The 23,790-nt window shown below is 60.3% G+C and carries 21 protein-coding genes; 13 read left to right on the top strand and 8 right to left on the bottom strand.

What is annotated here, in order from left to right; genetic code table 11:
- The first annotated feature begins 58 nt into the window (after positions 1-58).
- The 5 genes from K0V07_RS16245 to K0V07_RS16225 are packed head-to-tail and all read left to right on the top strand — an operon-like array spanning position 59 to position 4,449.
- Complete coding sequence (locus K0V07_RS16245; protein WP_220622445.1) at positions 59-802, top strand: hypothetical protein; 744 nt, start codon at positions 59-61, stop codon at positions 800-802.
- Entirely contained in the window at positions 802-2,106 is a 1,305-nt protein-coding gene (gene hisD, locus K0V07_RS16240) for a histidinol dehydrogenase (protein WP_220622444.1), read from the top strand. Before K0V07_RS16245 ends, hisD begins: the two co-directional genes overlap by 1 nt.
- Positions 2,103-3,209 carry a histidinol-phosphate transaminase gene (hisC, locus tag K0V07_RS16235; protein ID WP_220622443.1) on the top strand — a complete coding sequence of 369 codons (1,107 nt, stop codon included), beginning with the start codon at positions 2,103-2,105 and terminating at the stop codon, positions 3,207-3,209. The genes hisD and hisC overlap by 4 nt, the downstream gene beginning before the upstream one ends.
- A complete protein-coding gene (hisB, locus tag K0V07_RS16230; RefSeq protein ID WP_220622442.1) occupies positions 3,191-3,799 on the top strand; it encodes an imidazoleglycerol-phosphate dehydratase HisB in 609 nt (202 codons plus the stop codon). The genes hisC and hisB overlap by 19 nt, the downstream gene beginning before the upstream one ends.
- Positions 3,800-3,846: 47 nt before the next feature.
- Positions 3,847-4,449, top strand: a complete 603-nt coding sequence (locus K0V07_RS16225) for a hypothetical protein (RefSeq protein WP_220622441.1) — start codon at positions 3,847-3,849, stop codon at positions 4,447-4,449.
- A gap of 35 nt (positions 4,450-4,484) precedes the next feature.
- Here K0V07_RS16225 and K0V07_RS16220 read toward each other — a convergent pair whose 3' ends face one another.
- The 4 genes from K0V07_RS16220 to K0V07_RS16205 are packed head-to-tail and all read right to left on the bottom strand — an operon-like array spanning position 4,485 to position 7,654.
- Positions 4,485-5,810 carry a hypothetical protein gene (locus tag K0V07_RS16220; RefSeq protein ID WP_220622440.1) on the bottom strand — a complete coding sequence of 442 codons (1,326 nt, stop codon included), beginning with the start codon at positions 5,808-5,810 and terminating at the stop codon, positions 4,485-4,487.
- Positions 5,811-5,849: 39 nt separating this feature from the next.
- Positions 5,850-6,266 carry a secondary thiamine-phosphate synthase enzyme YjbQ gene (locus K0V07_RS16215; RefSeq protein WP_220622439.1) on the bottom strand — a complete coding sequence of 139 codons (417 nt, stop codon included), beginning with the start codon at positions 6,264-6,266 and terminating at the stop codon, positions 5,850-5,852.
- 32 nt (positions 6,267-6,298) lie between these two features.
- A complete protein-coding gene (locus K0V07_RS16210) occupies positions 6,299-6,799 on the bottom strand; it encodes a dihydrofolate reductase (RefSeq protein ID WP_220622438.1) in 501 nt (166 codons plus the stop codon).
- Positions 6,800-6,817: 18 nt separating this feature from the next.
- Positions 6,818-7,654, bottom strand: coding sequence for a thymidylate synthase (locus K0V07_RS16205; RefSeq protein ID WP_220622437.1), 837 nt, complete (start codon positions 7,652-7,654; stop codon positions 6,818-6,820).
- 136 nt (positions 7,655-7,790) lie between these two features.
- Here K0V07_RS16205 and K0V07_RS16200 point away from each other — a divergent pair, with 136 nt between their 5' ends.
- Positions 7,791-8,462 carry a hypothetical protein gene (locus K0V07_RS16200; RefSeq protein ID WP_220622436.1) on the top strand — a complete coding sequence of 224 codons (672 nt, stop codon included), beginning with the start codon at positions 7,791-7,793 and terminating at the stop codon, positions 8,460-8,462.
- A 231-nt stretch (positions 8,463-8,693) separates the two neighbouring features.
- On the opposite strand, the gene K0V07_RS16195 is transcribed toward K0V07_RS16200, so the two are convergent.
- Complete coding sequence (locus K0V07_RS16195) at positions 8,694-9,905, bottom strand: DUF1015 family protein (RefSeq protein ID WP_220622435.1); 1,212 nt, start codon at positions 9,903-9,905, stop codon at positions 8,694-8,696.
- 112 nt (positions 9,906-10,017) lie between these two features.
- Between K0V07_RS16195 and K0V07_RS16190 the strand changes: the two genes are divergently transcribed.
- Positions 10,018-10,326: a YbaB/EbfC family nucleoid-associated protein gene (locus tag K0V07_RS16190; RefSeq protein ID WP_220622434.1), complete on the top strand. Its 309-nt coding sequence runs from the start codon at positions 10,018-10,020 to the stop codon at positions 10,324-10,326.
- Between the two features lie 265 nt (positions 10,327-10,591).
- Positions 10,592-11,188 (top strand): recombination mediator RecR, encoded by a 597-nt coding sequence (recR, locus tag K0V07_RS16185; RefSeq protein ID WP_220622433.1) that lies wholly within the window; start codon positions 10,592-10,594, stop codon positions 11,186-11,188.
- A gap of 469 nt (positions 11,189-11,657) precedes the next feature.
- Here recR and K0V07_RS16180 read toward each other — a convergent pair whose 3' ends face one another.
- Positions 11,658-12,644 carry a malate dehydrogenase gene (locus K0V07_RS16180; protein ID WP_220622432.1) on the bottom strand — a complete coding sequence of 329 codons (987 nt, stop codon included), beginning with the start codon at positions 12,642-12,644 and terminating at the stop codon, positions 11,658-11,660.
- 88 nt (positions 12,645-12,732) lie between these two features.
- Positions 12,733-13,797, bottom strand: coding sequence for a 3-deoxy-7-phosphoheptulonate synthase (locus tag K0V07_RS16175; protein WP_220622431.1), 1,065 nt, complete (start codon positions 13,795-13,797; stop codon positions 12,733-12,735).
- A gap of 109 nt (positions 13,798-13,906) precedes the next feature.
- Between K0V07_RS16175 and K0V07_RS16170 the strand changes: the two genes are divergently transcribed.
- The 3 genes from K0V07_RS16170 (at position 13,907) to galK (ending at position 16,646) form a co-directional block, all read left to right on the top strand.
- A complete protein-coding gene (locus K0V07_RS16170; protein WP_220622430.1) occupies positions 13,907-14,800 on the top strand; it encodes a hypothetical protein in 894 nt (297 codons plus the stop codon).
- Between the two features lie 342 nt (positions 14,801-15,142).
- A complete protein-coding gene (locus tag K0V07_RS16165; RefSeq protein ID WP_220622429.1) occupies positions 15,143-15,418 on the top strand; it encodes an HU family DNA-binding protein in 276 nt (91 codons plus the stop codon).
- Between the two features lie 61 nt (positions 15,419-15,479).
- Positions 15,480-16,646: a galactokinase gene (gene galK, locus K0V07_RS16160; RefSeq protein ID WP_220622428.1), complete on the top strand. Its 1,167-nt coding sequence runs from the start codon at positions 15,480-15,482 to the stop codon at positions 16,644-16,646.
- A gap of 114 nt (positions 16,647-16,760) precedes the next feature.
- Here galK and K0V07_RS16155 read toward each other — a convergent pair whose 3' ends face one another.
- On the bottom strand, positions 16,761-18,953 hold the full coding sequence (locus K0V07_RS16155; protein ID WP_220622427.1) for an alpha-glucosidase/alpha-galactosidase: 2,193 nt from the start codon (positions 18,951-18,953) through the stop codon (positions 16,761-16,763).
- Between the two features lie 343 nt (positions 18,954-19,296).
- Here K0V07_RS16155 and K0V07_RS16150 point away from each other — a divergent pair, with 343 nt between their 5' ends.
- Entirely contained in the window at positions 19,297-20,082 is a 786-nt protein-coding gene (locus K0V07_RS16150) for an AraC family transcriptional regulator (protein ID WP_220622426.1), read from the top strand.
- Between the two features lie 201 nt (positions 20,083-20,283).
- Positions 20,284-23,784 carry an ATP-binding protein gene (locus tag K0V07_RS16145; protein WP_220622425.1) on the top strand — a complete coding sequence of 1,167 codons (3,501 nt, stop codon included), beginning with the start codon at positions 20,284-20,286 and terminating at the stop codon, positions 23,782-23,784.
- Positions 23,785-23,790 lie beyond the last annotated feature (6 nt).

Raw genomic sequence — 23,790 nt, 5'->3', positions numbered from 1 at the left:
AAGTGGGGCACTTTTTCTTTCGCATGTTGTCAAAATCGCCTATTGCATAAGTAGTATCATGACCCGTTGCCATACCTTGCTCCTCCTCTCCGTCCTGCTAACTTCTGGCCTTCAGGCGATGGAGGTTGGTGAAATTCTGGCCAAAGCACGAGCCATCCTGGGCACGGAGCAGAAGCTCAATGCCGTGCAAACGCTGCAATACGAGGGACGTGTCTACGGAGCCGATGGTGAGCAGCAGGACAGCCTGGACCTGACCTTTAAGAAGCCGAACAAGCAGATGCTGATCGTCGAGTCGGACAAGATGAAGCGTTCGACCGGTGTTAATGGCTTCGAGGGTTTTGTTGAGGTCATCGACAAGACGGATGACCGGCGCAGCGGTATTGTCGTACTGGACTACAACCGTGTCCGCCACCTGATGGCTAATTCCGCCGAGAATCTGTACTTCTTCGAGGGGCCCTACCACCGCCCCGGAGGCAGCATCACCTATGAGGGTACGCAGACGGTGCGCGGTAAGGAGTGCTACAAGCTGCGCTTCGCCTATGCATGCGGGCTGTATTACATCCGCTACTTCGATATGCAGACCTTTGCGCTGGTTTCTACCATCAATGGTGAGAACAACCAGGAGCTGATCGAGAGCGAAACCCAGACCGTCGGGGGCATCGTTTTCCCCAGTAAGGTGGAGACCTACGACGAGGAGGGTGATTTGATTCGCACCGTGGTCTTTGAAAAGATTCTGATAAACGAGCAGGTCGATGATTCTGTCTTTGATTTTCCTGAGATACCCAGTTCACTAAAGCCTTGATGGCAGGAAAGATTTTAAACTTTGATGCGCCGGGTGTACCGGCGCGATTGATCAAGCAGCGCGAGAAGGCGCTCAGTGACGCTACCGTCGCGGCTACCGTGCGCGAAGTCCTGGAGGCGGTCAGCCGCCAGGGGGATAAAGCTGTACTGCGCTATACCGCGAAGTTTGACCGCGCGAAGCTCACGGCCCCCGCCATGCGCGTGGACCCTGAGGAGCTGAAGGCCGCTCCCAAGACACTCACGCCCGCCCGCCGCAAGGCCATCCGCGAGTCCATCGCCGGAGTGAGCGAGTTTCACAAGCGTACGCTGCCCAAGGCCTGGCGCGCCAAGAACCGCCATGGCGCCACCGTGGGCGAAGAGTTTTATCCGATCGAGCGGGTAGGGTTGTACATCCCCGGTGGGCAGGTGCCGCTCGTCTCCACGGTGATCATGTCAGCGATCCCCGCCAAGCTCGCCGGTGTGCCGCAGATGGTCGTGTGTACGCCTCCGCAGGCAGACGGCTCGATCAATCCCGGTCTGCTGGCCGCGCTGCACTACTGTGGCGTGAAGGAAGTTTACAAGGTCGGCGGTATTCAGGCCATGGCCGCCATGGCCTTTGGCACGAAGACCGTGCCCCGCGTGGACAAGGTCTATGGCCCCGGTAATGCCTATGTGATGGAGGCCAAGCGCCAGCTCTTCGGCACCGTCGGTGTGGACCTGCTGCCCGGCCCCAGCGAGATCCTTGTGGTGGCTGATGCTTCCGCGAACCCGGCCTTCATCGCCTCCGACCTGCTCGCACAGGCCGAGCACGGCACCGGTAAGGAAAAAGTCTATCTCGTCTCGACCTCCGAGAAACTCATCGAGGCCGTCAACGCCGAGATGAAGAAGCAGACTCCGTCGCTTTCGCACGCCGACAAGATTCAGGCTGTATTGAAAAAACACTACATCGCGATCAAGGTCTCCTCGATGGAGAAGGCCGCTGAGGCCGCCAACCTGATCGCTCCCGAGCACCTTGAGCTGCACGTTGAACCGCCTAAGCTGCGCAAGCTCATCAAGTCCATCACCACAGCTGGCGCGATGCTGCTGGGCGGGCACACCCCGACCGTGCTGGGCGACTTCGTCGCCGGGCCGAGCCACACGCTGCCGACGGACCGCACGGGCCGCTTCTTCAGCGGTTTGCAGGTCTGGGACTTCATGCGCCGCACGAGCATCGTCAACTACGATGCCCGCAGCTGCGCGAAAGCCTGGCCCACGGTGGAAGCATTTGGTGAGATGGAGCAGCTTGACGCGCACAGCCGTTCGCTCAAGATACGTCTTGAGTCATGAGCAAGGGCTATAATCCGCTTTCCCGCGCCAACCCCCACGTCCGGCGCCTGCATGGGTATGTCCCCGGTCAGCAGCCATCCGGCGGCGACTGGGTCAAACTCAACACCAACGAGAACCCGTATCCGCCCAGCCCGAAGGTGCTGGAGGCGATACAGGCCGAGCTAAGCGAGGAGGGGACGCGCCTGCGCCTGTACCCGAATCCGCTCTCCATACCCTTGCGCCAGGCACTCGCCGCGCACCACGGGCTGAAGCAGGGGCAGGTGCTGGCCGGTAACGGGGCCGACGACGTGCTCAACCTGCTCATGCGCGCCTTTGCCGGGCCCGAGCGCTCCGCCGGGATGACCAGCCCCAGCTACTCGCTCTATACGGTCCTCGCCGACATCCAGCACGCCCAGATGGTGGAGGTGCCCTTTGACCGCTCGATGAAGCTCGACCCGGCGGCCATCGGTGCCTGTGGGGCGAATATCTTTTTCCTCACCTCTCCGAATGCGCCCACAGGCGTCGGCTTCTCCCGTAAGGAGATCGAGGCCGCCGCATCGGCCTTTGAGGGGATCTTCGTCATCGACGAGACCTACGCACCTTTCGCGTCGGAGGATGCGGTTTCGCTGCTGGCGCGTCACCCGAACATCGTCATCGCGCGCAGCTTCTCCAAGGCCTACTCGCTCGCGGGGCTGCGTGTCGGCTATGCGCTGGCCTCCGAGGAGATCATCGAGCTGCTCGACCGCGTGCGCGACAGCTACAACCTCGACCGCCTGGCTCAGGCCGGAGCTCTCGCTGCGCTGGCAGACGATCAGTACTACAAGGGCCTGACTGGGGAAATCCTCGCCATGCGCTCGCAGATGGCCGAGTGGTATTCCGACAAGGAGTGGTTCTGCTATCCCTCGGCGACAAATTTCCACTTTGTGGAGCCCAAGAACAGTGCCGGGCAGACGGGCGCAGACGTGGCAGACAGCCTTTATAACTACCTGTGCACCCGCCGTGTGCTGGTGCGTTACTTCCCGAAGCATCCCTTGACTCAGAGCTTCCTGCGCGTCACTTTAGGCACCGATAAGGAGATGCAGCGCTATCGCGATGCAGTAGACTCATGGCTGAAAACTCACTAGAACGCCGCTCCGAGCGGACCCGCACCACCAAGGAGACCGACATCTCGCTCACCCTCTGCCTCGATGGCAGCGGTAAGGCCGAGATCGATACCGGTATCCCCTTTGTGGACCACATGCTGGACCTCTTTGCCCGGCACGGGCTCTTTGACCTCACCGTCAAGGCCTCCGGGGACATCGCGGTGGACTATCACCACACGGTGGAGGATCTGGGCATCGTTCTGGGCGAGGCTTTCAAGGAAGCTCTCGGGGACAAAAAGGGTATCGTCCGCTACGGGTTTTTCCTGCTGCCGATGGACGAGACCCTCGTGCGCGCCGCGCTCGACCTGAGTAACCGCCCGCTGTTCGTCTACAAGGTAGAGGCGCCGGTCCTGTTCGTGCGTGACTTTAACATCGCGCTCTTCAAGGAGTTCTTCCAGGCCTTTGCCAACAGCTGCGGTGCTAACCTGCACCTCACGCTGGAGTATGGCGAAGAGCCGCACCACGTCGCCGAAGCGCTCTTCAAGGGCTTCGCGCGCGCGCTCGACATGGCCACGCGCATCGACCCGCGCCAGGCCGACAGCCTCCCCAGCACCAAGGGCCTCCTCACCTAGCCAGGACTGCGGCCTGGACCTGTGATGGCATTTTCTGGGAAAATGCCGTGTCCGGAGTTCGTGGTGTTGGAAAAGAGTTTTGGGTGTTTACGCCCTTAGGGAAACTGCGTCACGATGCAGTCATGCCCTTGATCCCGAAAGAGGAGTACCCGGTCTTCTTCAAGATCGTATTGGGGACAGCAGCGATCGTTGTCGCCTACGGGATTCTGCACGATCAATACTTGATTCGTGTGTGCGAGCGGCACTTTACGGTCTACCATCCGCAGTATTTTCCCACGGCGAACATCACACTATTAGCCGTTTGTTTCGCGATGATGGCTACTTTCGGGCCGGGCATGGTGCTGGGCTACCTAATGTATGCGGCGGCACGTTGGGGGAGTCGGGTAAAGGCTGGGACTAGAGCGGTTTTAACGTCGGTGCTGGTGGTGGTTCTTGCGCTGGAGGTTGTCTGCGTTACCGCTGGCCGCCTCGCTCCGTGGCTTTTGCAGCACAGTCTACTGCCTTTCCCAATGAGCTGGTATCCAGATTCTACGACAGGGATTCTTATTACCCAGACGACCCAGCTTGTGGCTTATTTCATGGCACCTGTGTTTAGTTTTCTGGCTCTGGCGCGTATCTATTGCAGGCGTCCGTTGTCGTCGTCAGCATAAGCTTTGTGAGCTTGCTGAGAATGAAATGTAAGCGCTCAATTTACCAAGATGCTGCTCAAGTCTGCCAGATAAACGCGCCGCGTGTTACCGTCCATGGCGTTGAAGGTGATGAAGCGGCTCTTGCGGTCCCAGGCCGGGTGCGGGTCGCAGCGCAGCACGGAGTGAATGCTTGCTGCGGGGTTGAGTGCGTTGACGCGGGCGAGATGGGTTTCCTCGCCGGTGTGCAGGTCGATCCATCGCAGCGGCACGGTGCCATCACCGTAGGCCACGGGCTCATAGGTGTAGGCGTCGGTGATGAGATGGTGCCCGTCGGGGTGCACGGTGGGGTGCCCGGAGCCAGCGAGGTGCCCGGTCTGGGGGATGATCCCAAGCTCCGAGCCGTCGGCGTTGACCTGGACGAAGAGCAGGTCATCGGGGATTTTGCTGATGGGAAGGTTTTGCGAAATGTGGCGTCCATCGGGGAACCAGGTGGCATGGTGGCCACCGTATTGCCACAGCTCCGGCCCGGTCGCGCAGCGCAGGGTGGACAGGTCAGGTTCGCCGGTGGCAGGGTTCAGGCTCAGCGTGACCCAGGCGAAGAGGACCGATTGAAAATCCTTCACGAACATGTCCCAGCCGGGCTCACTGCCGGTGGGGAACCAGCGCAGGCTGAGCATGAGCGCGTCACCCTGCGGGTTGAACTTACTGTGGAAGCCCGTGATCTCGCAGCGGGCGGGATCAACCCCGGTGGCGGTCAGCTCCGAGGCCAGTCGCTCGAATATCTCCCGCGTGGAGATCAGCAGTCGGGTGGCTCCGCTGTGGGTGTCGGTCAGCCAGAAACCATCGTCTGCCTGCGGGCCTACGCGCAGGGGCGGTAGCACCGCGTCGGGCAGGCATACGCCGTAGCCGCATTGGGTTTTGCGGAGGGTGGCGATGTTTGCGCAGATGAGCCAGCGACCGTCGGGAGAGGCATGGTAGACGCAGCCCTCCAGGCGCTGTCGGGTGCCGAAGAGGGGATCGAGCTTCCACGCAAACGGTGTCCATGTGGAGACATCGACATCGTTAAAAAACAGCTCATGGTCGGAGCCTCCCCAGTTTATATTCGCCCCCAGCTGAAACTCCCAACCGCGGGTCTCAGCCAGTGTTTTCTCCGAGCCGGTCTCCAGATCGACGAGGATGACCTCGGCTGCTTCACCGGGGGTGGCCAGACGATCCTCGAACGGAAAACGCAGGAGCGCAGCGTAGCGCCCGGACGGGCTCAGGGGCGAGGTGTCAAAAAAGCGGTGCGTGCAGTGCCCTTTATGCGGGGTGATGCACCAGATCGGGACCTTGGGGTCGTACTGCTCGTAGCGGGGGAAGTGCCGGTCCAGATTCGCATTCATCGGTGGACACGCATAGGGGTGAGGGGAGGGGCGCCTTCTTTACTCGCCGATGATTTTAACGAGGGCTCGCTTTTTGCGCTTACCGTCAAACTCCCCGTAAAAGATCTGCTCCCACGGCCCGAAGTCCAGTTGCCCGCCCGTGACGGCGACCGTGACATCCCGGCCCATGATGGTGCGCTTGAGGTGGGCGTCGGCGTTGTCCTCGTAGCCGTTATGGGCGTACTGGTCGTAGGGTTTTTCGGGGGCGAGCTTCTCCAGCCAGCGCTCGAAGTCGCCATGCAGGCCGGACTCGTCGTCGTTGATAAAGACGCTGGCGCTGATGTGCATGGCGTTGACCAGGCACAGCCCTTCCTGGATGCCGCTTTCGCGCAGGGCGGCCTCAACCTCGCTGGTGATGTTGATCAGCTGGCGACGTTGCGGGATGTTGAACCAGAGTTCCTTGCGGTATGATTTCATGCTGCGCCCGATTGGTTGAAATGAAAGCTGGGTTAAGCGGGGAGCGCCTTGTTGCGGTAGCGGACGATGCGCAGGTCGTCGTTTTCCCGTAGTGTCTCAACAGCCGAGAAGAGGTGCTCGAAGGGCGGCAGAAAGGTGTCACCGTCGTAGTCACCTTTGACGTGCGTGAGAAACAGCTCGCAGCACTGCGGCAGAGTGACCGCGAAGAGCTGTGCCCCGCCAATGATGAACAGGTCACCTTTGACCGCGACCTCGTCGAGATCAGCCAGGGTATGAGCGATCGTGAAGCCCGGAGCGACGAGATCCTGCTGGTTGGTCAGCACGACATTCAGGCGGCGCGGGAGGGGCTTCTTGATCTCGTCCATGGTCTTGCGGCCCATGACAACGGTATGGCCGGTCGTCATCTGCTTGAAGAATGCGAGATCCTCGGGCAGGCGCCAGGGCAGCCCGCCGTTTAGGCCGATGGCGCGGTTTTTATCGGCCATGGCAACGATGGCTTTCCAGGGCTTGATGGCGTCGGCGGGTAAAGGCATGGCGGTGAGAGAAGAGGGTTAGACCGCGATGGGGGCCTTGATCGAGGGGTGCGGATCGTAGCCGATCAGCTCCACGTCGCTGTAGTCAAAGTCTGCCAGGCGCTTGATCGCGGGGTTGAGTTTTACCTGCGGCAGGGGGCGCGGCTCGCGGGCGAGCTGGGTGGCCACCTGCTCGGAGTGGTTGCGGTACAGGTGCAGGTCGCCAAAGGTGTGGATAAACTCCTTGGGCCGCAGACCGGCGACCTGGGCGACCATGCAGGTGAACAGGGCGTAGGAGGCGATGTTGAAGGGCACACCGAGGAAAAGGTCTGCGCTGCGCTGGTAAAGCTGGCAGCTGAGGCCGCCGTCCTGCGAGACGTAGAACTGGAACATCGTGTGGCACGGCGGCAGTGCCATCTTGCCCTCGGCGGCGTTCACATGCGGCGGACGCGACTCGTCGGGCAGGTCCGCGACGTTCCAGGCCGAGACGATGTGGCGGCGGCTGTGGGGCTTCGTGCGGAGGTTTTCGATCAGCTCGTCGAGCTGGTTGATCTGGCGTCCGTCGGGGCACTGCCAGCGGGTCCACTGCGCTCCATAAACGGGGCCGAGGCTGCCGGATTCGTCGGCCCACTCATCCCAGATGGAGACCTTGTTTTCGTTCAGGTAGCGGATGTTTGTGTCGCCCTTGAGGAACCACAAAAGCTCGTAAACGACTGAACGCCAATGGATTTTCTTGGTGGTCAGGAGAGGGAAAGACTTCTCCAGATCGAAGCGGGCCTGTGCCCCGAATACGCCACGCGTGCCCACACCGGTGCGGTCCGGTCGGTCTTCACCCTTGTCCATGACGAGCCGCAGCAGATCGAGGTAGCCTTGCATGGGGACAGATTTCGACCAAACCCCGTCAAAGTCAACGACGGCGTGAGCTTTGCCCCGAAATGGTTGGTTGCACCCCCGTCTCCTCGGTAAATTGCCCTATTGCATTGGGCGCCGATTTAGGTGATAATAGAAGCTTATGTTTCGTTGGCTCCCCTACATCTTTCTTTCCGTGGCCGTGACGCTGCCGCTGTCTGCCGGGTTAAAAAAGATCAACTACGGTCAGCGCAGTAACATCGAGAACCAAAAGGCTGAGGGCCTGGACACCAGTGTGCAAAAGCCGGAGCTGAACACCCAGTTCGGGGGCACCCGCATGGACTTGACCGAGTGGCACACGCAGTTCTCCACCCTCGGGCAGAAAAAGTCTACCATGCTCTCCGAGGCCGACCGCTTCAGTGGCGAGAAAAAGGAGTACTCGACCATGGATATGAAAATGCGCAACACCGAGATGGCCGCCGGTAACCGCAAGATGACCCAACCGCGTAACTGGAACTACGCGATGGAAAACCTCATGGCGGGTAAATTTCAGGGTGCCGAGATAACCTCACCCGAGGGGCGCCGGATGCAGAACTACATCGATCAGGTGAACCTGCGCGAGGTCAACCGCTTCATGTTTGAGCGTAACAAGACCGACGAGGGGATCCCCGTCCAGCGCACCGGTGAGGGCCAGCTGGAGTCCATCCCGATGCAGATGCGGGACAGCCACGGCGCGGTCAGTACCGTCTCCCCTGATGGCGAAAGCGGCGACCCCGGTCAGCTCTTCCGCAGCCCCTTCCAGCGCAACGGCTCTGAAACCGACGCCGACGAGTAGGCAGGCAGAGCAGGGCGAGCCCTGCACCGGGTTGCACCCGGTGGCATTGATGTATCCGCCAAGGCGGAGCCATGGGTGAAGCTTACCTCTCGCAAGCATATAAAAAAGCTGCGCGAGTATGCCCGCGCAGCTGGTAAGTTAAAGAAGTAGGCGTTTAGTCTATTGGCCCATGGCCTTTCTCCAGGAAAGGCCATCCCGGTGCGTAGCACCGAGGGTGCAGGGCTTGCCCTGCTAGAAGGTGTGGATGAAGAGGCCGCTGCGCAGCTTCGGCTCGAACCACGTGCTCTTGGGGGGCATGATGGCGTCGGCGTCGGCGATGTCGATCAGCTGGTCCACGGTCACCGGGTAAACGGAGAAGGCCACGCCGCCGCCGTTATCGACGAGCTTGACGAGTTCCTTCGTGCCGCGAATACCGCCGATGAAGTCGATCTTTTCGCTGGTGCGCGGGTCGTCGATGTCGAGCAGCGGGGCCAGAATGTGGTCCTGCAGGCGCGAAACATCGAGCCGGGAAATCGGGTCGCTCTCACCGCCGGGGAATTTTAGGCCGTACCACTTACCGTCGAGGTACATGGAGACATCGCCGTAGGCGGCGGGCTCAGGGCTGGCGCCCTCGGTCACTTCGCAGACCTTACTGATCTCGGCGATCAGCTGCTCGGGGGTGCGGCCGTTGAGGTCGTGGACGTAGCGGTTGTAGGGCAGGACGTTGAGCTGGTCGCCGGGGAAGGCCACCGCGAGGAACCAGTTGTAGTCCTCATCCCCAGTGTGGGAAGGGTTGGCGGCGCGGCGCTCGGCTCCGACGCGGGCAGCGCTGGCGCTGCGGTGGTGACCGTCGGCCACGTAGGCCACAGGGACGGTCTTAAAGGCTTCGACTAGCTCGCTGCCACCGGGGACGCGCCAGACGGTGTGCTCGACGCCGTCCGGGGCCGTGAACTGCACAAAGGGCTTTTCCGCGGTGATCTTGTCAACGATACCGTCGATGGCCTGCTCGCCCTTGTAGGTGAGGAAGACCGGGCCGGGGTGGGCCGACAGCGTGCGGTTGAGCGCGGTGCGGTCGTCTTCCTTGGCCTTGCGGGTCTTTTCGTGCTTCTTGATCAGGTTGTTCTCGTAGTCCTCGATGTTGAAGACACCGACGACGCCGGTCTGGACGTGCTCGCCCATCTGCTGGCGGTAAAGGTACAGGCAGGGCTCAGACTCGCGCTGCAGGCCACCCTCGGCTTCGAGACGGGTGAGGGCTGCCTTGGCCTGGGCGTACACCTCTGGCGAGTACGGGTCGGTGCCCTCGGGCAGGTCGATCTCCGCACGCACCACGTGCAGGAAGCTCAGCGGGTTCCCCGCGGCCAGCTCACGCGCTTCGGCGGTGTTGACCACGTCGTAGGGCAGAGAGGCGATTTTCGTGGCCGACTCGGGAGTGGGCCGCAGTCCTTGAAAAGCTCGAATACGCATAGGCCGTCCAAGCAAGCCGCCCGCGCCCCTCAAGGCAAGGGAAATTCCCGGTAATGCTTACCAAAAACTGACCTTTACAGGGGCGGGAATTTCGCCTTCACTTCGTGGCCTTATGGCAGGAGTCGGTAAATTACTCAAGCAAGCGAAGAAAATGCAGCAAAAGGTCGAGCAGATCCAGGAGGAGCTGACTGCGACCGAGCTGGAAGTGTCGGCCGGTGGTGGCGCTGTGACCGTCAAGGTCAACGGCCAGGGCGAGTTCCTCGACCTGAAGATCGACCCCGAGTTTATCAAGGAGGACGCCGAGATCGTCCAGGAAACCCTCCTCGAAGCCATCAAAGACGCCGCCGCCAAGGCCAAGGCCCTCAACGAGGAAAAAATGTCTGAGGCCACTGCTGGCTTCCAGATGCCCGGCTTCATGTAGGCAGGACGCAGCCCTGCACCGCAGATGTTTCGCATCTGGATGGGGCTTTGCCCCATCGCTCACTGCGTTCGCTGCCCCGCTGGATGAAGTACTGGTGGCGACCCAGTTTTGATGCTTTGCTCAGTGATTGGCGAAAAGAGCCTAGCTCTTTTCGCCAATCACTGACACGATGCGCAGCATCGAAAATGCAAGCTCTGCTTGCCGCGGGTCTGGGGCGCGCAGCCCCAGCTATCCCCCAAAACCACTCCAAATCCAATCAACTCTCATGTCGGAATCACTGGAAAAGGTGGAGCAGCTTTTAAAGCAGTTGCCGGGGCTGGGTTACCGCTCGGCTGAGCGCATCGCGCTGCACCTGCTGGTGGAGAAGCCAGAGCGACTGGAGCCATTGATCGAGGCGCTTCAGCAGGCGGCTGCCAATCTGCGCCGTTGCCCCATCACCGGCAACCTGACCGAGTCCGACACCTGCGCCATTTACGCTGATCCGGCGCGTCACCGGGAGGTGACGTGTGTCGTCGAGACCGTCCCTGATTTGCTCGCGATCGAGCGTTCGGGTGTGTTCCGGGGCGTTTACCATGTGCTCCACGGTAAGCTCTCGCCGCTGCACGGTGTCGGCCCCGGCGACCTGAACTTCGCCAGCCTGCGCAAGCGCATCGACGACGGCGAAGTGCAGGAAATGATCCTCGCCCTGTCTAACGACATCGAGGGGGAGGCCACCTGCCACTACATTCAGGACGAGCTCCTGGCCGGGCGCGAAGACATCCGCCTATCGCGCATCGGCTTTGGGCTGCCTAGCGGCGGCGGCATCACCTACGCCGACTCCGCCACTCTCAAAAGCGCCCTCGACGGCCGCCGCGATTTCTGAAGGGCAGGGGAGGGAGAGGTTTTTTTGTGGGGGGTTATGCACCCCCACGCCCCGCAGCAAACGCACGGCGTTTGATCCGATTGAGGGGCTCTGCCCCTACGCTCCTTGAAGATTGCTGGTCCAGCCGGACCTGCACTTTCGATGCTGCGCATCGTGTCAGCGTTTGTGCAAAGCAGAGGCTCTGCTTTGCACAAACGCTGAGATACGAATATCAAAACTGGGTCGACACCATTCTTTATGGCGATGAAGCGTTAATTGGGAACTGAGGTGCGACAGGACCGAGCTCAATGACGATTCAGGACTTGTGCGTAGCACGAGTCCTGAATCGAAAGTGCAGGCTCTGCCTGCCGCGGGTCCGGGGCGCGCAGCCCCGGAAAAACAAAAAGCCCGGCATTGCTGCCGGGCTTGAAAAGGGTGCGGCGTGAGGGCCGCGTGCGTTATTTGGATTGGATACCGTGGGGCGCTCGCTTTAGGCGAGGGCGGACATGGCGGTTTCCTTCTCGGAGGTCAGCTCGTCGATGGAGACCTGGATCTTGGCCTTGGCGAAGTCGTTCAGCTGGATGCCCTTGACCACTTCCCACTTGGTGCCGTCGCTCTTGATCGGCAGGGAGGTGATGATGTCCTTGGGGGCACCGTATTCGCCGCTGGAGCAGACGCAGACGCTGTGGAAGTCGCCGGGAGCGGTCGGGGTGGTCAGGCTGACCACGGTGTCAACGACGGCGTTGGCGGCGGAGGCAGCGGAGGAGGCACCACGGGCTTCGATGATGGCGGCGCCACGCTTGCCGACGACGGGCAGGAAGGTTTCTTCGAGCCATTCCTTGTCGGTGATGACTTCGGTGGCGGGCTTGCCGTCGATCTTCGCGTTGGTGAAGTCGGCGAACATGGTCGGGGAGTGGTTGCCCCACACGCAGAGGTTGGAGACGGCGCTGACGGGCACGCCGGCCTTGACGGCGAGCTGGCTCTTGGCGCGGTTTTCGTCCAGGCGGGTCATCGCGAAGAAGCGGTCGTTGGGGACGTCCGGGGCGTTCTGCATGGCGATCAGGCAGTTCGTGTTGCAGGGGTTACCCACGACGAGTACGCGCACATCCTTGGCGGCGTTGTCGTTGATGGCCTTACCCTGGCCGACGAAGATCTTGCCGTTGATGCCGAGCAGCTCAGCGCGCTCCATGCCCTTCTTGCGCGGCACACTACCGACGAGCAGGGCCCAGTTGACGTCCTTGAAGCCGACGTTCAGGTCGGAGGTCTGGACGACCTCGGTCAGCAGCGGGAAGGCACAGTCTTCCAGCTCCATGGCGACACCCTTGAGGGCGTTCATGCCGGGTTCAATTTCGATCAGGTTCAGGGCGACCGGCTGGTCGGGGCCGAACATCTGGCCAGATGCGATGCGGAAGAGGAGGGCGTAGCCGATTTGACCGGCGGCGCCAGTGACTGCGACACGAATAGGTGCTTTGCTCATGGTTTTGCTTCGATACGGGTTACCTTTATAAAGGACATTAGTTGCGCTCATTTGGATAACGGGATGAGATAATGATTACTGATTCAGATTAAGCGAGAGAAAAGCGACTTTCGAGCGCGTTAAATGTCGTGTGGACCATCTTCTCAGTGTCCTCCCAGCCCAGGCAGGGGTCGGTGATGGAGACGCCGTATTTGCGCTCTTCGCCCACGACGATTTTCTGGCTCCCGCCGGAAAGGTTGCTCTCAACCATCGCGCCGATGATGCCGTCCTGCCCCTGGCTGATCTGGCGTACGACGTCAGAGAGGATCGCCGGGTAGCGGGTGTAGTCCTTGCTGGCGTTATCGTGGGAGCAGTCCACCATGACGGCGGGCATGAGCCCGGAGGACTTCAGCTTCTTGATGTAATCGCTGATGTGGGTGTCCGCGTAGTTGGGGCCACTCTTGCCGCCGCGCAGGACGAGGTGGCAGTTGGGGTTGCCCTTGGTGGTGACGGAGGCGGCGCGACCCTGCTGGTCGATGCCGAGGAAAGTCTGCTCGCGGCTGGCGGCGTTAATGGCGTTGATAGCGGCCTCGATGGAGCCGTCCGTGCTGTTTTTAAAGCCCAGGGGCATGGAGAGGCCGGAGGCCATCTGGCGGTGGGTCTGGCTCTCGGTGGTGCGCGCCCCGATGGCGGACCAGCAGATCAGGTCCGCGATGTACTGCGGGGTGATCGGGTCGAGCAGCTCGGTGGCGGTGGGCAGCCCCATGTCGATGACTTCGCGCAGGAACTCCCGGGCCATGCGCAGGCCAGCCGGGATATTGTACGTGCGGTCGATATAGGGGTCCATGATCAGGCCCTTCCAGCCGACGGTCGTGCGCGGCTTCTCAAAGTACACGCGCATGACGATGAGGATGCGCTCCTTGACCTGCTCGGCGAGCTTGGCCAGGCGCTGGGCGTATTCGCGTCCGGCCTTGATGTCGTGGATCGAGCAGGGGCCGACGACGAGCAGCAGGCGCTTGTCGTTGCCGAAGATGATGCGGTGGATTTCGCTACGCGCGTTGGCCACAAATGCCTGCTGCGCCTCCGTACGGGGGATTTCTTGCAGCAGTTGGGCCGGGGCGGGAAGTTCCCGCGTGGCGGCGATATTGATGTCAGTGACCTTACAGGGCTCCATGGGATCTATATAAAAAGGTCATATCACGTTTGACGCGGGCGGTCTTTTCAAGGCTATTCTTGGACAACCTCCGTTTAATCCGGTTCAGCTTTTTTACAAATTTCTCCTTATGCCGACTCCTCTCACCACCAAATTCCAGCCTGCCGCCGTCCTGCGGGTGACGGGCGAAGATGCTCCCGACTACCTGCAGAGCCAGTGCTCCAACGACTTACGTAACCTCCAGCGTGGCCAATACTGCTACGGGCTCTGGCTCGACCGCAAGGGCAAGGTCTGCGCTGACAGCCTGATCTTTTGGCTCGGCCCGGAAGACTACCTGCTGCTGAGCTATGGCTGCCCGGCGGATTCCCTCATCGCCAAGCTGGAGGAGAACATCATCGCCGACGAGGTCGAGATTGAGGATTTAACGGAAACTGCCTGCCTGGTGGTTGAAATCGGCCTGGATGAGAATGATGTGCCTGCCGATGGGATCTTTATCCCTGTGACACCGAGGCCCGCTGGTAAGAGTACACCCGCCGCGGTGTGTTTCGCGGGTCGGCATTCCCGGAGTCCAGACCGCGAGACCCTCTGGCTCTACAGCCTGCCGGAGGGCCTGGAGCTCAACGCCGACCCCTCGATCCTCGCCTACGAGCGTATCGCGGCGGGTGTCCCGCTGGTGCCGGTGGATATCGGCCCCGGCGACCTGCCGCAGGAGGGCGGGCTGGAGAAAGTCGCTGTCTCATTTAATAAGGGCTGCTATCTGGGGCAGGAGGTGATGGCCCGCCTGCACGCGATGGGGCGGACCCAGCGGGCGCTGCATCAGATTGACTTGGAGAAGCTTCCGGAATCCCTCCCAGTAGAGATACTTAATTCCGAAGGTAAGGCTGTGGGCGAGCTGCGCTCGGCTGCAGCCCGCGAGGGTTCCGTCATCGGATTGGCCATGCTGAAAAAGCGCGCGCTGACCGAAGGGACTGCGTTGAGCGTTGTCGGGGCTGGGGCAGTTACGGTCAGGGGGGCACTGGGATGACGGATCAGGACCTATCAAAGCTGGAAAAGCTTTGCGAGAACCTTGGAGCGAGCCCTGAGCAGGCCCCCGTTATGGCCCGTCAATTATGGAAACGTTCGGAGCAAATTGCCCTCGAACGCAATATCAAGCAGGTTGAGGCCATGGACCACCTTCTGAGGCTGATGGTCAGGGGGCGACAGGGGGAGGTTTGGACCGATCCCCCGCCAGAAAAGGGCTGAACCCGCACGAAACCTCAAAAAAAGGCCGGTTGAACCCAATATTTGGGTTGACGGTGCATAGCTGACACCTACCTAATCGGCATTGTATTCTCAAACCGTAAACATCCAATACATCTATACCAATATGAATAAAGCAGAGCTTGTTATCGAAGTGCAAAAGCAACTCGGTAAAGACACTTCCAAGGCTCAGGCCGAACGTGCCGTTGACGCCTTTCTCGACGCTGTCAAAAAGGGCGTGAAAAAGGATAAGGCTGTTCAGCTCATCGGTTTCGGTACTTTCTCCGTCACCAAGCGTGCCGCCCGCACCGGCGTCAACCCGAAGACGGGTGAGAAGATCAAGATTGCCGCTTCCAAGACTGTCAAGTTCAAGCCGGGTGCCGGCCTGAAGGGCATTCTCTAATCTGTTCCGTCATTTTAGACTTGAGAAAGCCCGCAGTAACTGCGGGCTTTTTCTTTGTACCATGAAAGAAGTCGTCACCTGCTTTAAAGAACACTTTGGCGAAGAGCCCGAGCATCTCGCCATGGCTCCCGGTCGTCTGGAATTCATCGGCAATCACACCGACTATAATGGCGGGCCCGTGATGGGCGTGGCTGTGGACTGTGTGATCTCGATCGCGCTCACGCGTACTCCGGAGCCGACAGCGGTACTGGTAGACCGTAAGCTCGAGGGGCAGGTCGTCGTCGACCTCACCGATCTGAAGCCGCTGGAGGGTAACAACAGCTGGGCCAACTACCCGCTGGGCGTCTTTAACGCCATGCGTGAGAGCGGGCTCGATATGCCGGGCGGCTTCAAGATGGCGCTCGCCAGCACGCTGCCTCCCGGCGCGGGCATGAGCAGCAGCGCTGCCTTTGAGCTGGCCGCTGCCTACGCCTACAAGTCCGCCTTCGGCTTTGACGCCGACCGCAAGCAGATGGCCCGCTTTGGCCGCAAGGCCGAGAACGAGTTTGTCGGTATGCCCTGTGGCATCCTCGACCAGGGCGTCAGCGCCTTCGGTGAAAAGGACCACATCGTCACCATCGACTGCAAGACCGAGACCTTTGACCGCGTGCCCATGCCCGCCGGTGTCCACTTCTGGGTCTTCAACTCCCAGAAAAAGCACGCGCTGATCGACTCTTTCTACGCCGACCGTCACAAGGAGTGCATGGAGGCGTACGACATCCTGAAGGTCAAGTACCCCGAGCTGGAGTGTCTGGCTGATGCCTCGCTGCTGCAGCTCGACAGCGTGTCCGGGCAGATGTCCGAAATCCTTCTCAAGCGCGCCCGCCACGTCATCACCGAGAGCATGCGTGTGCATGAGATGGCTTCAGCCCTGCAGGACGGCGATCTCGAGCGCATGGGGAACCTGCTCATCGCTTCGCACGAAAGCTCGCGGCATGACTTTGAAAACAGCTGCGACGAGCTGGACTTCCTCGTGGACGAGCTGAAGAACCTCCCCGGCGTCCATGGCGCCCGTTTGACCGGCGGTGGTTTCGGCGGGGCCGTTATGGCCGTGACCGATGGGACCTTCTCTGAGGCGATCGCCGAGGAAGCCTGCGCCCGTTACAATGAGCGCTTCGGACACAGCCCGAAGGTCTTCCATACCCGTACTGGCGAGGGCGCGCACATCGTCGCCCCGGCAGGGGTGTGAGCCTCTCGCTGCGAGCATCGTATTTACGACAGCAAAAAGCCGGACGGTTTCCCGTCCGGCTTTCTTTGTGGGTCGCGAAGACCCGGTGAAGGGTTTGCAGGCGTTACATCAGACTCAGGCCGGTGCGCCCGCCGTGGCGGAGGCGAGCTGGGCCCAGGCGAAATGTCCGCTGGTGGGGTTCCATTCTACCTTTCCGCCGAGGCTGGTCTGGCCGCCGGAGTGGGCATCGCCCAGGGCACCGAGGTTGCAGATACAGTCGAAGAGCAGGCCGTCCAGCGATGGGTCCAGGTTCAGCCCGACCAACGGTAGCGTAAGGTCGGCTTCGTAGTACATCGGGGTCGTCCGCTGAGTGACGCTTGCTCCCTCGATCGTTTTGCTCGCTCCGTCCAGCAAGACCGGATCGCCGCCGTCGTAGCCCGGCCGCAGCACCGCCTCCTCAATCCTGTCAGAGTGGGCCGGGTCTGCGAAGAGCAGGCGCACATAGGAGCCGTTCTTGCGGTGGTCGAGACACTCCTTGATGTCGGAGTCGTGGACCTTGATCGAGACGCGCAGGTTGTCGCCGTCCTTGGCGAGCGAGCCTTCCACTGCGTCGAAGCCCGACAGCTTCATGGCGAAGTGGGCGCAGCCGTCCTCGTCGTTTTCGAGCATCACACGTGGCTGCAGGTAGGCGCCGATGGCGAGCACCTGCAGATCGTCGTTCTTCAGCGCGACACGGTAGGGCTCATTGATGGGCTCCACGTTCTCAGTGGTAAACTCGGCTGTCTCGGTGCTTTGGGCCGGGATGGTGAGCGAGACATTTTCGTCGCCGTTGAGGCGCATGCGCGCGTCCTGCGGGCGCAGGGTAAAGGCGACCTCGAAGGGCTCGTCGGTCGGATTCTCAATGCTCAGGCTGAGCGTGTTTACGCCGCCTTCGGCAGTGGCAAAGGCGCCCTTGGCGTCGAGGCGGGCGATGACGCGGTCACCGATCCCTGTGAAGCCGCGCCCGGTGTTTTTCAGTACAGGGCTGAACTCGCCCAGCAGGCCGTTTTGCTGGTGCTCCTCGATCATCTCGTCGCACATGGCCCAGATGTTGTCGAGAGAGAGGGTGGAGGCCGCGTTGGGGTCCATCATGACGGCGTGGTAGATGTGCTCGCGCTTGCCGGTGAGGGCGGCCTTCACGGTCAACTCCTGCACGTTGATGTTGCTCATGCAGATGGCGGCAAGCTGCGGAGGCAGTGCGCCGACCTTGACCGGGTGCAGGCCAGTGCCGTCCACGAGGCAGGGGACCTCGACATTACAGCGGTCGGGCAGGTTCGCGATGGTGCCCTTGTTCGGGATATTGCCGTAAACGGTGCGCGGTTGGCCGCTCTCCAGTGAGTGGATGATGTACGAGCCGTACTCATGGGACTGCGGCTTGATTTCGATGTCCCCGTCCTTGCCCAGCAGGTTGGCCTCGGTTTCCTTCCAGGTGCTGACAATGGCCTCGCAGCGGCGGATGTACTCGTTGATCGGGATGCTGAAGCGCTCGATCATCTCCTCGCCGTGCTTGATGAAGTACGGGACGTACTCGCTCTGGTGCTCACTGGACTCGGTGACGAAGTAGCCGGTGCGGCGCATCATCTCGAAGCGCACCAGCTCGTGCCGGCGCTCGGGGTCTTCGAGGGCCTTGTAGAGGAGCGGGTAGGCGTCCTGGCCCTTGTACTGGAACTTCAGGAAAAAGGCCATGTGGTTGATCCCGGCCACGAGGTAGTTCACATCCTCAGCGGGCAGCTTGGCGAAGCGGCTGAGCAGGTTGGCGGTGCCAAAGACCGAGTGGCAGAGGCCCACATGCGGGATGCCGACGGCTTCCTCGACGGCCCAGCAGTTCATGGCCATCGGGTTGGTGTAGTTCAGCAACAGACAGCCGGGGCGGCCGACATCGGCGATGTCGCGGGCGATACCGTTGATGACCGGGATGGTGCGCAGGGCGCGGAAGACACCCCCCACGCCCAGCGTGTCGGCGATGGTCTGCTTGAGCCCGTACTTAGCCGGGATCTCAAAGTCGGTCACCGTGCCGGGCTTGAAGCCGCCGACCTGAATGGTGCAGATGACGTAGTTGGCGTCGCGGACGGCCTCACGCTGATCCATGGTGGACTCGATACGAGCGGGCACGCCGAGCTTCTGCGCGATGCGCTTCATCATCACGTCGGCCACCTTGAGGCGGGCCGGGTCGATGTCCATCAGGCAGATGGTGGCATCAGCCAGTTCGGGGAATCGCAGGATATCGCCGATGAGGGTTTTAGCGAAGACGACTGAGCCGGCTCCGATGAGGGTGATTTTGCAGGGCATGGGTGGTGTGATTATTGGGTGGTCCGGTCGGTTTGTGGATGTCCGGAAGGTATGTGATTGTCTCAGACACTAGGCTACGTGGACAAAATAACTCAGGTCGCCCACTTGGCCGGATTTTGGTTCGTTTTTCGTGTCCTCGGCTCGACAATTCTCAAAATTGCCTCGCCTCGAAGCCCAAAAAACGTCCTCAAAATCGGCCTTCGCGGGCTCGTTCCGTATTTTGTCCACACAGCCTAGCCTTGCTCGCTTGTCTGCATCAAGGCGTCTGTTGTGATTAATGTTATGCAATTTGTGATCGACAGGCTCGGAGGCTAATTCTAGATGATGCTTCATGCCTACCCTCATGAAGTCCCTTTTTTACGATAACGAGACGCGTTACTCGCCTCGCTACTACTGGGAGAATAAGAACAGGTCTGAAGGTGAGGAAGGGGTATGTGTGATTCAGCAAACAATCGAGGGGGAGGGTTTTTTTAAGGATAGGCATGGTGAGTTCCGGGTAGGGCCTGGCTATGCCATGCTGTTTCGCCATGGGGAAGACTCCTGTTATGGGTATCCCCAAGATGCGACGGGCCCCTACAAGCTCGCCTTTCTGGCCTTGGGAGGTGTTTCGGAGCTGTTTGAGGTTATTCGTGAGCGGGGTGGCTCCCGGGTATCGCTCGCTCCTCACTCGGAGACATTGGCGGCTTTTCAAACCGTGGCTTACCACCATCGCGACCGTCGTTTCCGGGATAGATTCCACGAGTCCCAGTGCGTGTACGAGCTGTTGATGGTGATGCTGAGGCAGGTCTCGCAGGGGGTCCTGATGAGCGATCCGGTGGCCGCTGCGCACGAGTGTATTCGCACGCGTTTTAGCGAGCCGCTGTCCCAGAAGGAAGTCGCCGACTACGTGGGGCTGAGCCGGGAACACCTGACGCGAGCCTTTCGGGAGCGATATGGGGTGAGCCCCGGCGCGTTCTGCCAGGAGCTGCGCATGCGCAAGGCTCAGGACCTGCTCGGGATGCAGTTTAGCTCCATTGCCCAAATTGCCGCGAATTGCGGCTATACGGACGCGAACAGCTTTTCGCGTGCTTTCCGGAGAAGTACGGGGATGAGCCCCCAGCAGTTTCAGCGGGATTATGTCAGGTCATAGCTTTATTGTAACTTATTGAAGTCTAAATGCCTTATGTGCTTTTGATGGGCTGCTTGTCGTCTCGGATTCTTTAATTTTTTCGTAGGCTGGTCCATGGTGCGCATGAAGGGATGTCCTTAATTTTTCGTGATAGTGCGCTCTGGGTGGATTTAATCTATTGGTTCGACTTGCTCACACGTATTCTCGTATAAGTTACCATACATGGTAAACGGCCCGGATACCCCCTTGCGTCGCATCTGTCCGCTGGCAGTGATCGCATCGGTACTTGTAGGGGGGATTGCCTGCTCAGTCTATGCTGGTTGGCTGCTGCAGATTCCGGTACTGGTCCAGATCATGCCGGGATTGGCCCCGATGCAGGCCACGACGGCGATCGGCTTTATTTTGTTTGCAGGTTCACTCCTGTGCCTGTCGGTGAACAAGACGAGAAACCGGTGGAATCTTAAGCTGTGGTTTAGTATCGGGCTGTTGGTATGGGGCGGCATTAATCTGGCCCAGCACGTCTTTGGCATTAATCTGTGGATCGACACGCTCTTTGCTAAGCCATTTGTGACAGATCGCTCTCCGGCTCCGGGGCGGATGTCTGCGCTGACGAGCATATGCTTTTTATTTGGAGGCGTGGCCATGGTCCTGGCCTGTGCTCGCAGGCAGGGAACACGGAAGGCGATTGTCATTCTGGTGTTGGCCTGTGCGCTGGCAGGTATATCCGGTTCCTCTCTGTTTCGCTATGCCCTCGGGATGCCGCCTTTGCTCTGGCTTGAGTACCGGCTCTCGGAGATGGCCGTCCACACATCACTGGCTTTCTTTCTGCTCTCCGTCGGACTGATTACCCATCGTTTTCGCTGTAGTAATATCCTGAGGGAGCGTTCCCTGCCCTGGGTGTGGGTGCCGGTCTTTGTGGGTACGACGTTTTTCGTGCTGGCCGTCTATTTGGGGCTGCATACGCAGGCGATGCAGAGCCGGATTCGTTTTGCTCAGTTACGCTCGGACCTGATCTCGGGCCTGTTGAGCACCCGCCTATACGAGTTTAACGGCACACTGGCGCGCCAGGCTCGTCAGGTCCTGGGGGAGGATACTCCCAACCCCGATACATGGGATGAGGATATCGAGTTTCTGTCCAAAGATTTTCCCTCTTTGCGGTATATCTTCCTGCGCAAACCAGATGCGGGTGTGAACTGGGCCTATCCCGAGGGGGCGGTGCCCGGGGACTTGCTTGATTCCACCTCGGTCGAGTTCCCCGAAGAGAACAGCCGTCTGGTCGAAGTGCATCCGGTTGAGTTTGGCGACGGCGAGGAGGGCCTGTGCTGGGAAGTGATGGCCTACAATGCCACCAACGGCCAAGGCGTTCAGGTCACGGCTGTTATCGACTGGCACATCCTGATCGCCAACAGTCTGGACGCCATTGGTCAGGATCCGGAGGCTGTGCATATCGGCTTCTCGATTGATCCGAGTGTTCCGGATGACAGCCAGAAGGGGGTCAGCTATGTCGCGATCTCACCGGATATTTACTGGAAGGTTATCGTGGATCCGACCCGGCTGGTGGGGATCAATTACCGCCTTCACAACTTCTTCCTGCTGGGAGGGCTGGGCTTTGCCACGCTGCTGGCTTTTGTGACTTATTCTCTGCAGCTTGGGCGGTCCCGGCTGGAGAAAATCCGGGAGACGCAGTGGGAACTCTCTCGCGAAAAGGCGCAGCTGGCGGCCTTTGTTCAACACGCCCCGGCGGCGGTTGCCATGTTTGACCGGGAGGTGCGTTTTATCGCGGTTAGTAATTGCTGGCTCAAGGATTATGCGCTGGAAGAAATCGAGGTGATCGGACGCTGTCACTACGACGTCTTCCCGAATATATCTGATGAGTGGAAGCGTATCCACCAGCGCTGCATGCAGGGCGATGTGGAGAGCTGCGACCGCGATTGCTGGCGGCCGGAGGGCTGGGACCATGACCAGTATTTGCGCTGGGAGGTGCGCCCATGGTTTGAGCCGGACGGTGATATCGGCGGCATCATGATGTTTACCGAGGACATCACCCACGAGGTGGAGCACGAGCAGGAGATCGACGCGATGCGTGAGCGGGCAGAGGAGGCCAACCGCCTCAAAAGCCAGTTCCTCGCCAACATGAGCCATGAGATTCGCACGCCGATGAACGGTGTCATCGGCATGGCTACGATCCTCCTCGATACCAAGCTCGACCGTGAGCAACTGGAGTGTGTGGACACGATTCGCGAGAGCGCGGATGTGCTGCTCTCCCTCATCAACGACATCCTCGACTACTCCAAGATCGAGGCGAAGAAGATGAAGCTCGAGAGCGTGCCTTTCTACCTGTCCGACCTCCTGACGGGCACTGTCGAGCTGCTGGCTCCGCTGGCCGTTCGCAAGAAGATCGAGTTGCTGGTGTGGACGGATGTTGACGGCCCGATTGAACTGGTCGGCGACCCTGGCCGCCTACGACAGGTACTGATGAATCTGCTCGGTAACGCCATCAAGTTCACCGATCAAGGGGAAGTCAGCTTGCTGGTTTCCACGGCAAACGAACGCAAAGACTGCCGCGTGCTACGCTTCGAGGTGCATGACTCGGGTATCGGTATGACGCCCAAGCAATGCGCAGAGATCTTTCAACCCTTCGTGCAGGCTGACGGCTCCACCTCCCGTAAGTATGGGGGCACCGGACTGGGCCTATCCATCTCGCAGAAAATCATTGGTGTCATGGGTGGGGATATCCAGGTCAGCAGTGTGCTGGGTAAGGGCTCGACATTCTCGTTCTCGCTTGAGTTTGGGGTGCCCGAGGCGGATCCGGATGAGCCACGCCCGCAGGACCACACAGATATCCTGAAAGAAAAGCGATCCCTGCTCCTGCTGCACAGCCCGACTGCTGCCAAACTTATCGAGCGCCGCTTGCGCCGTTGGGGTGTTAAGAGCCGTTCCGTCTACTCCCTGTGGGGGGCGCGTGAGCTGCTGGCTAGCGAACAGGGTGCCTTTGACATGGTCCTGCTCGATTCGGATATCGATAACGGCGATGTCGCCACTCTGACCCGTGAGGCAGGTCTCTATGGGCGTAAAATTGGGAGCTCTCCTGCCGTTGTTTTGCTGAAATCCGTCGGCCTGAGTCTGAGCGATGATGAAGCCACTGCTGCCGGTATTGACGACTGGGAGCGTAAGCCCCTCACGCCCTCGCGCCTCCTGGATTTACTCATGAGAGTCTTCTCGCCCCGGCAGGAGCCGGAGTCTGCGGCTATCGTGCCTGATGAGGGTGCTGAGCAGCTTCCCGCGTCCTCGGCCTACGGGGGGATTCGTGTGCTGGTTGTTGATGATAACTCTGTCAACCTCAAGGTCATGGTCCTGCTCCTGCGTAAGCTCGGCATCCAGTCCGATACGGCTCATGATGGTGCTGAGGCCATTGAGGCCTGGGAGAGCAAAAGCTATCCGATCATTTTCATGGACTGCCAGATGCCGACCATGGACGGCTACGAGGCCACCCGGCGCATCCGCGAGTATCACTCGCTGCGCACGGAGCAGGGCGAAGAAATTGAGCGTCCCTTCATTGTCGCGCTGACCGCTAACGTCCTGCCCGGCGATGCCGAAAAGTGCCTCCTGGCGGGCATGGATGACCACCTCCCCAAGCCCATGCAGGTCGAGGCTCTGCAGCGTTGCCTCGAACGCTGGTACTTTCAGCGCAAGAGCATGGACGTGGACATCACGTTCAAGTAAGCCGCG

This window comes from Ruficoccus sp. ZRK36 (assembly GCF_019603315.1).
Taxonomy (GTDB): Bacteria; Verrucomicrobiota; Verrucomicrobiia; order Opitutales; family Cerasicoccaceae; genus Ruficoccus.
The sequence above is the reverse complement of the archived record's forward strand: the minus strand, read 5'-3'. Positions and strand labels throughout refer to the sequence as shown.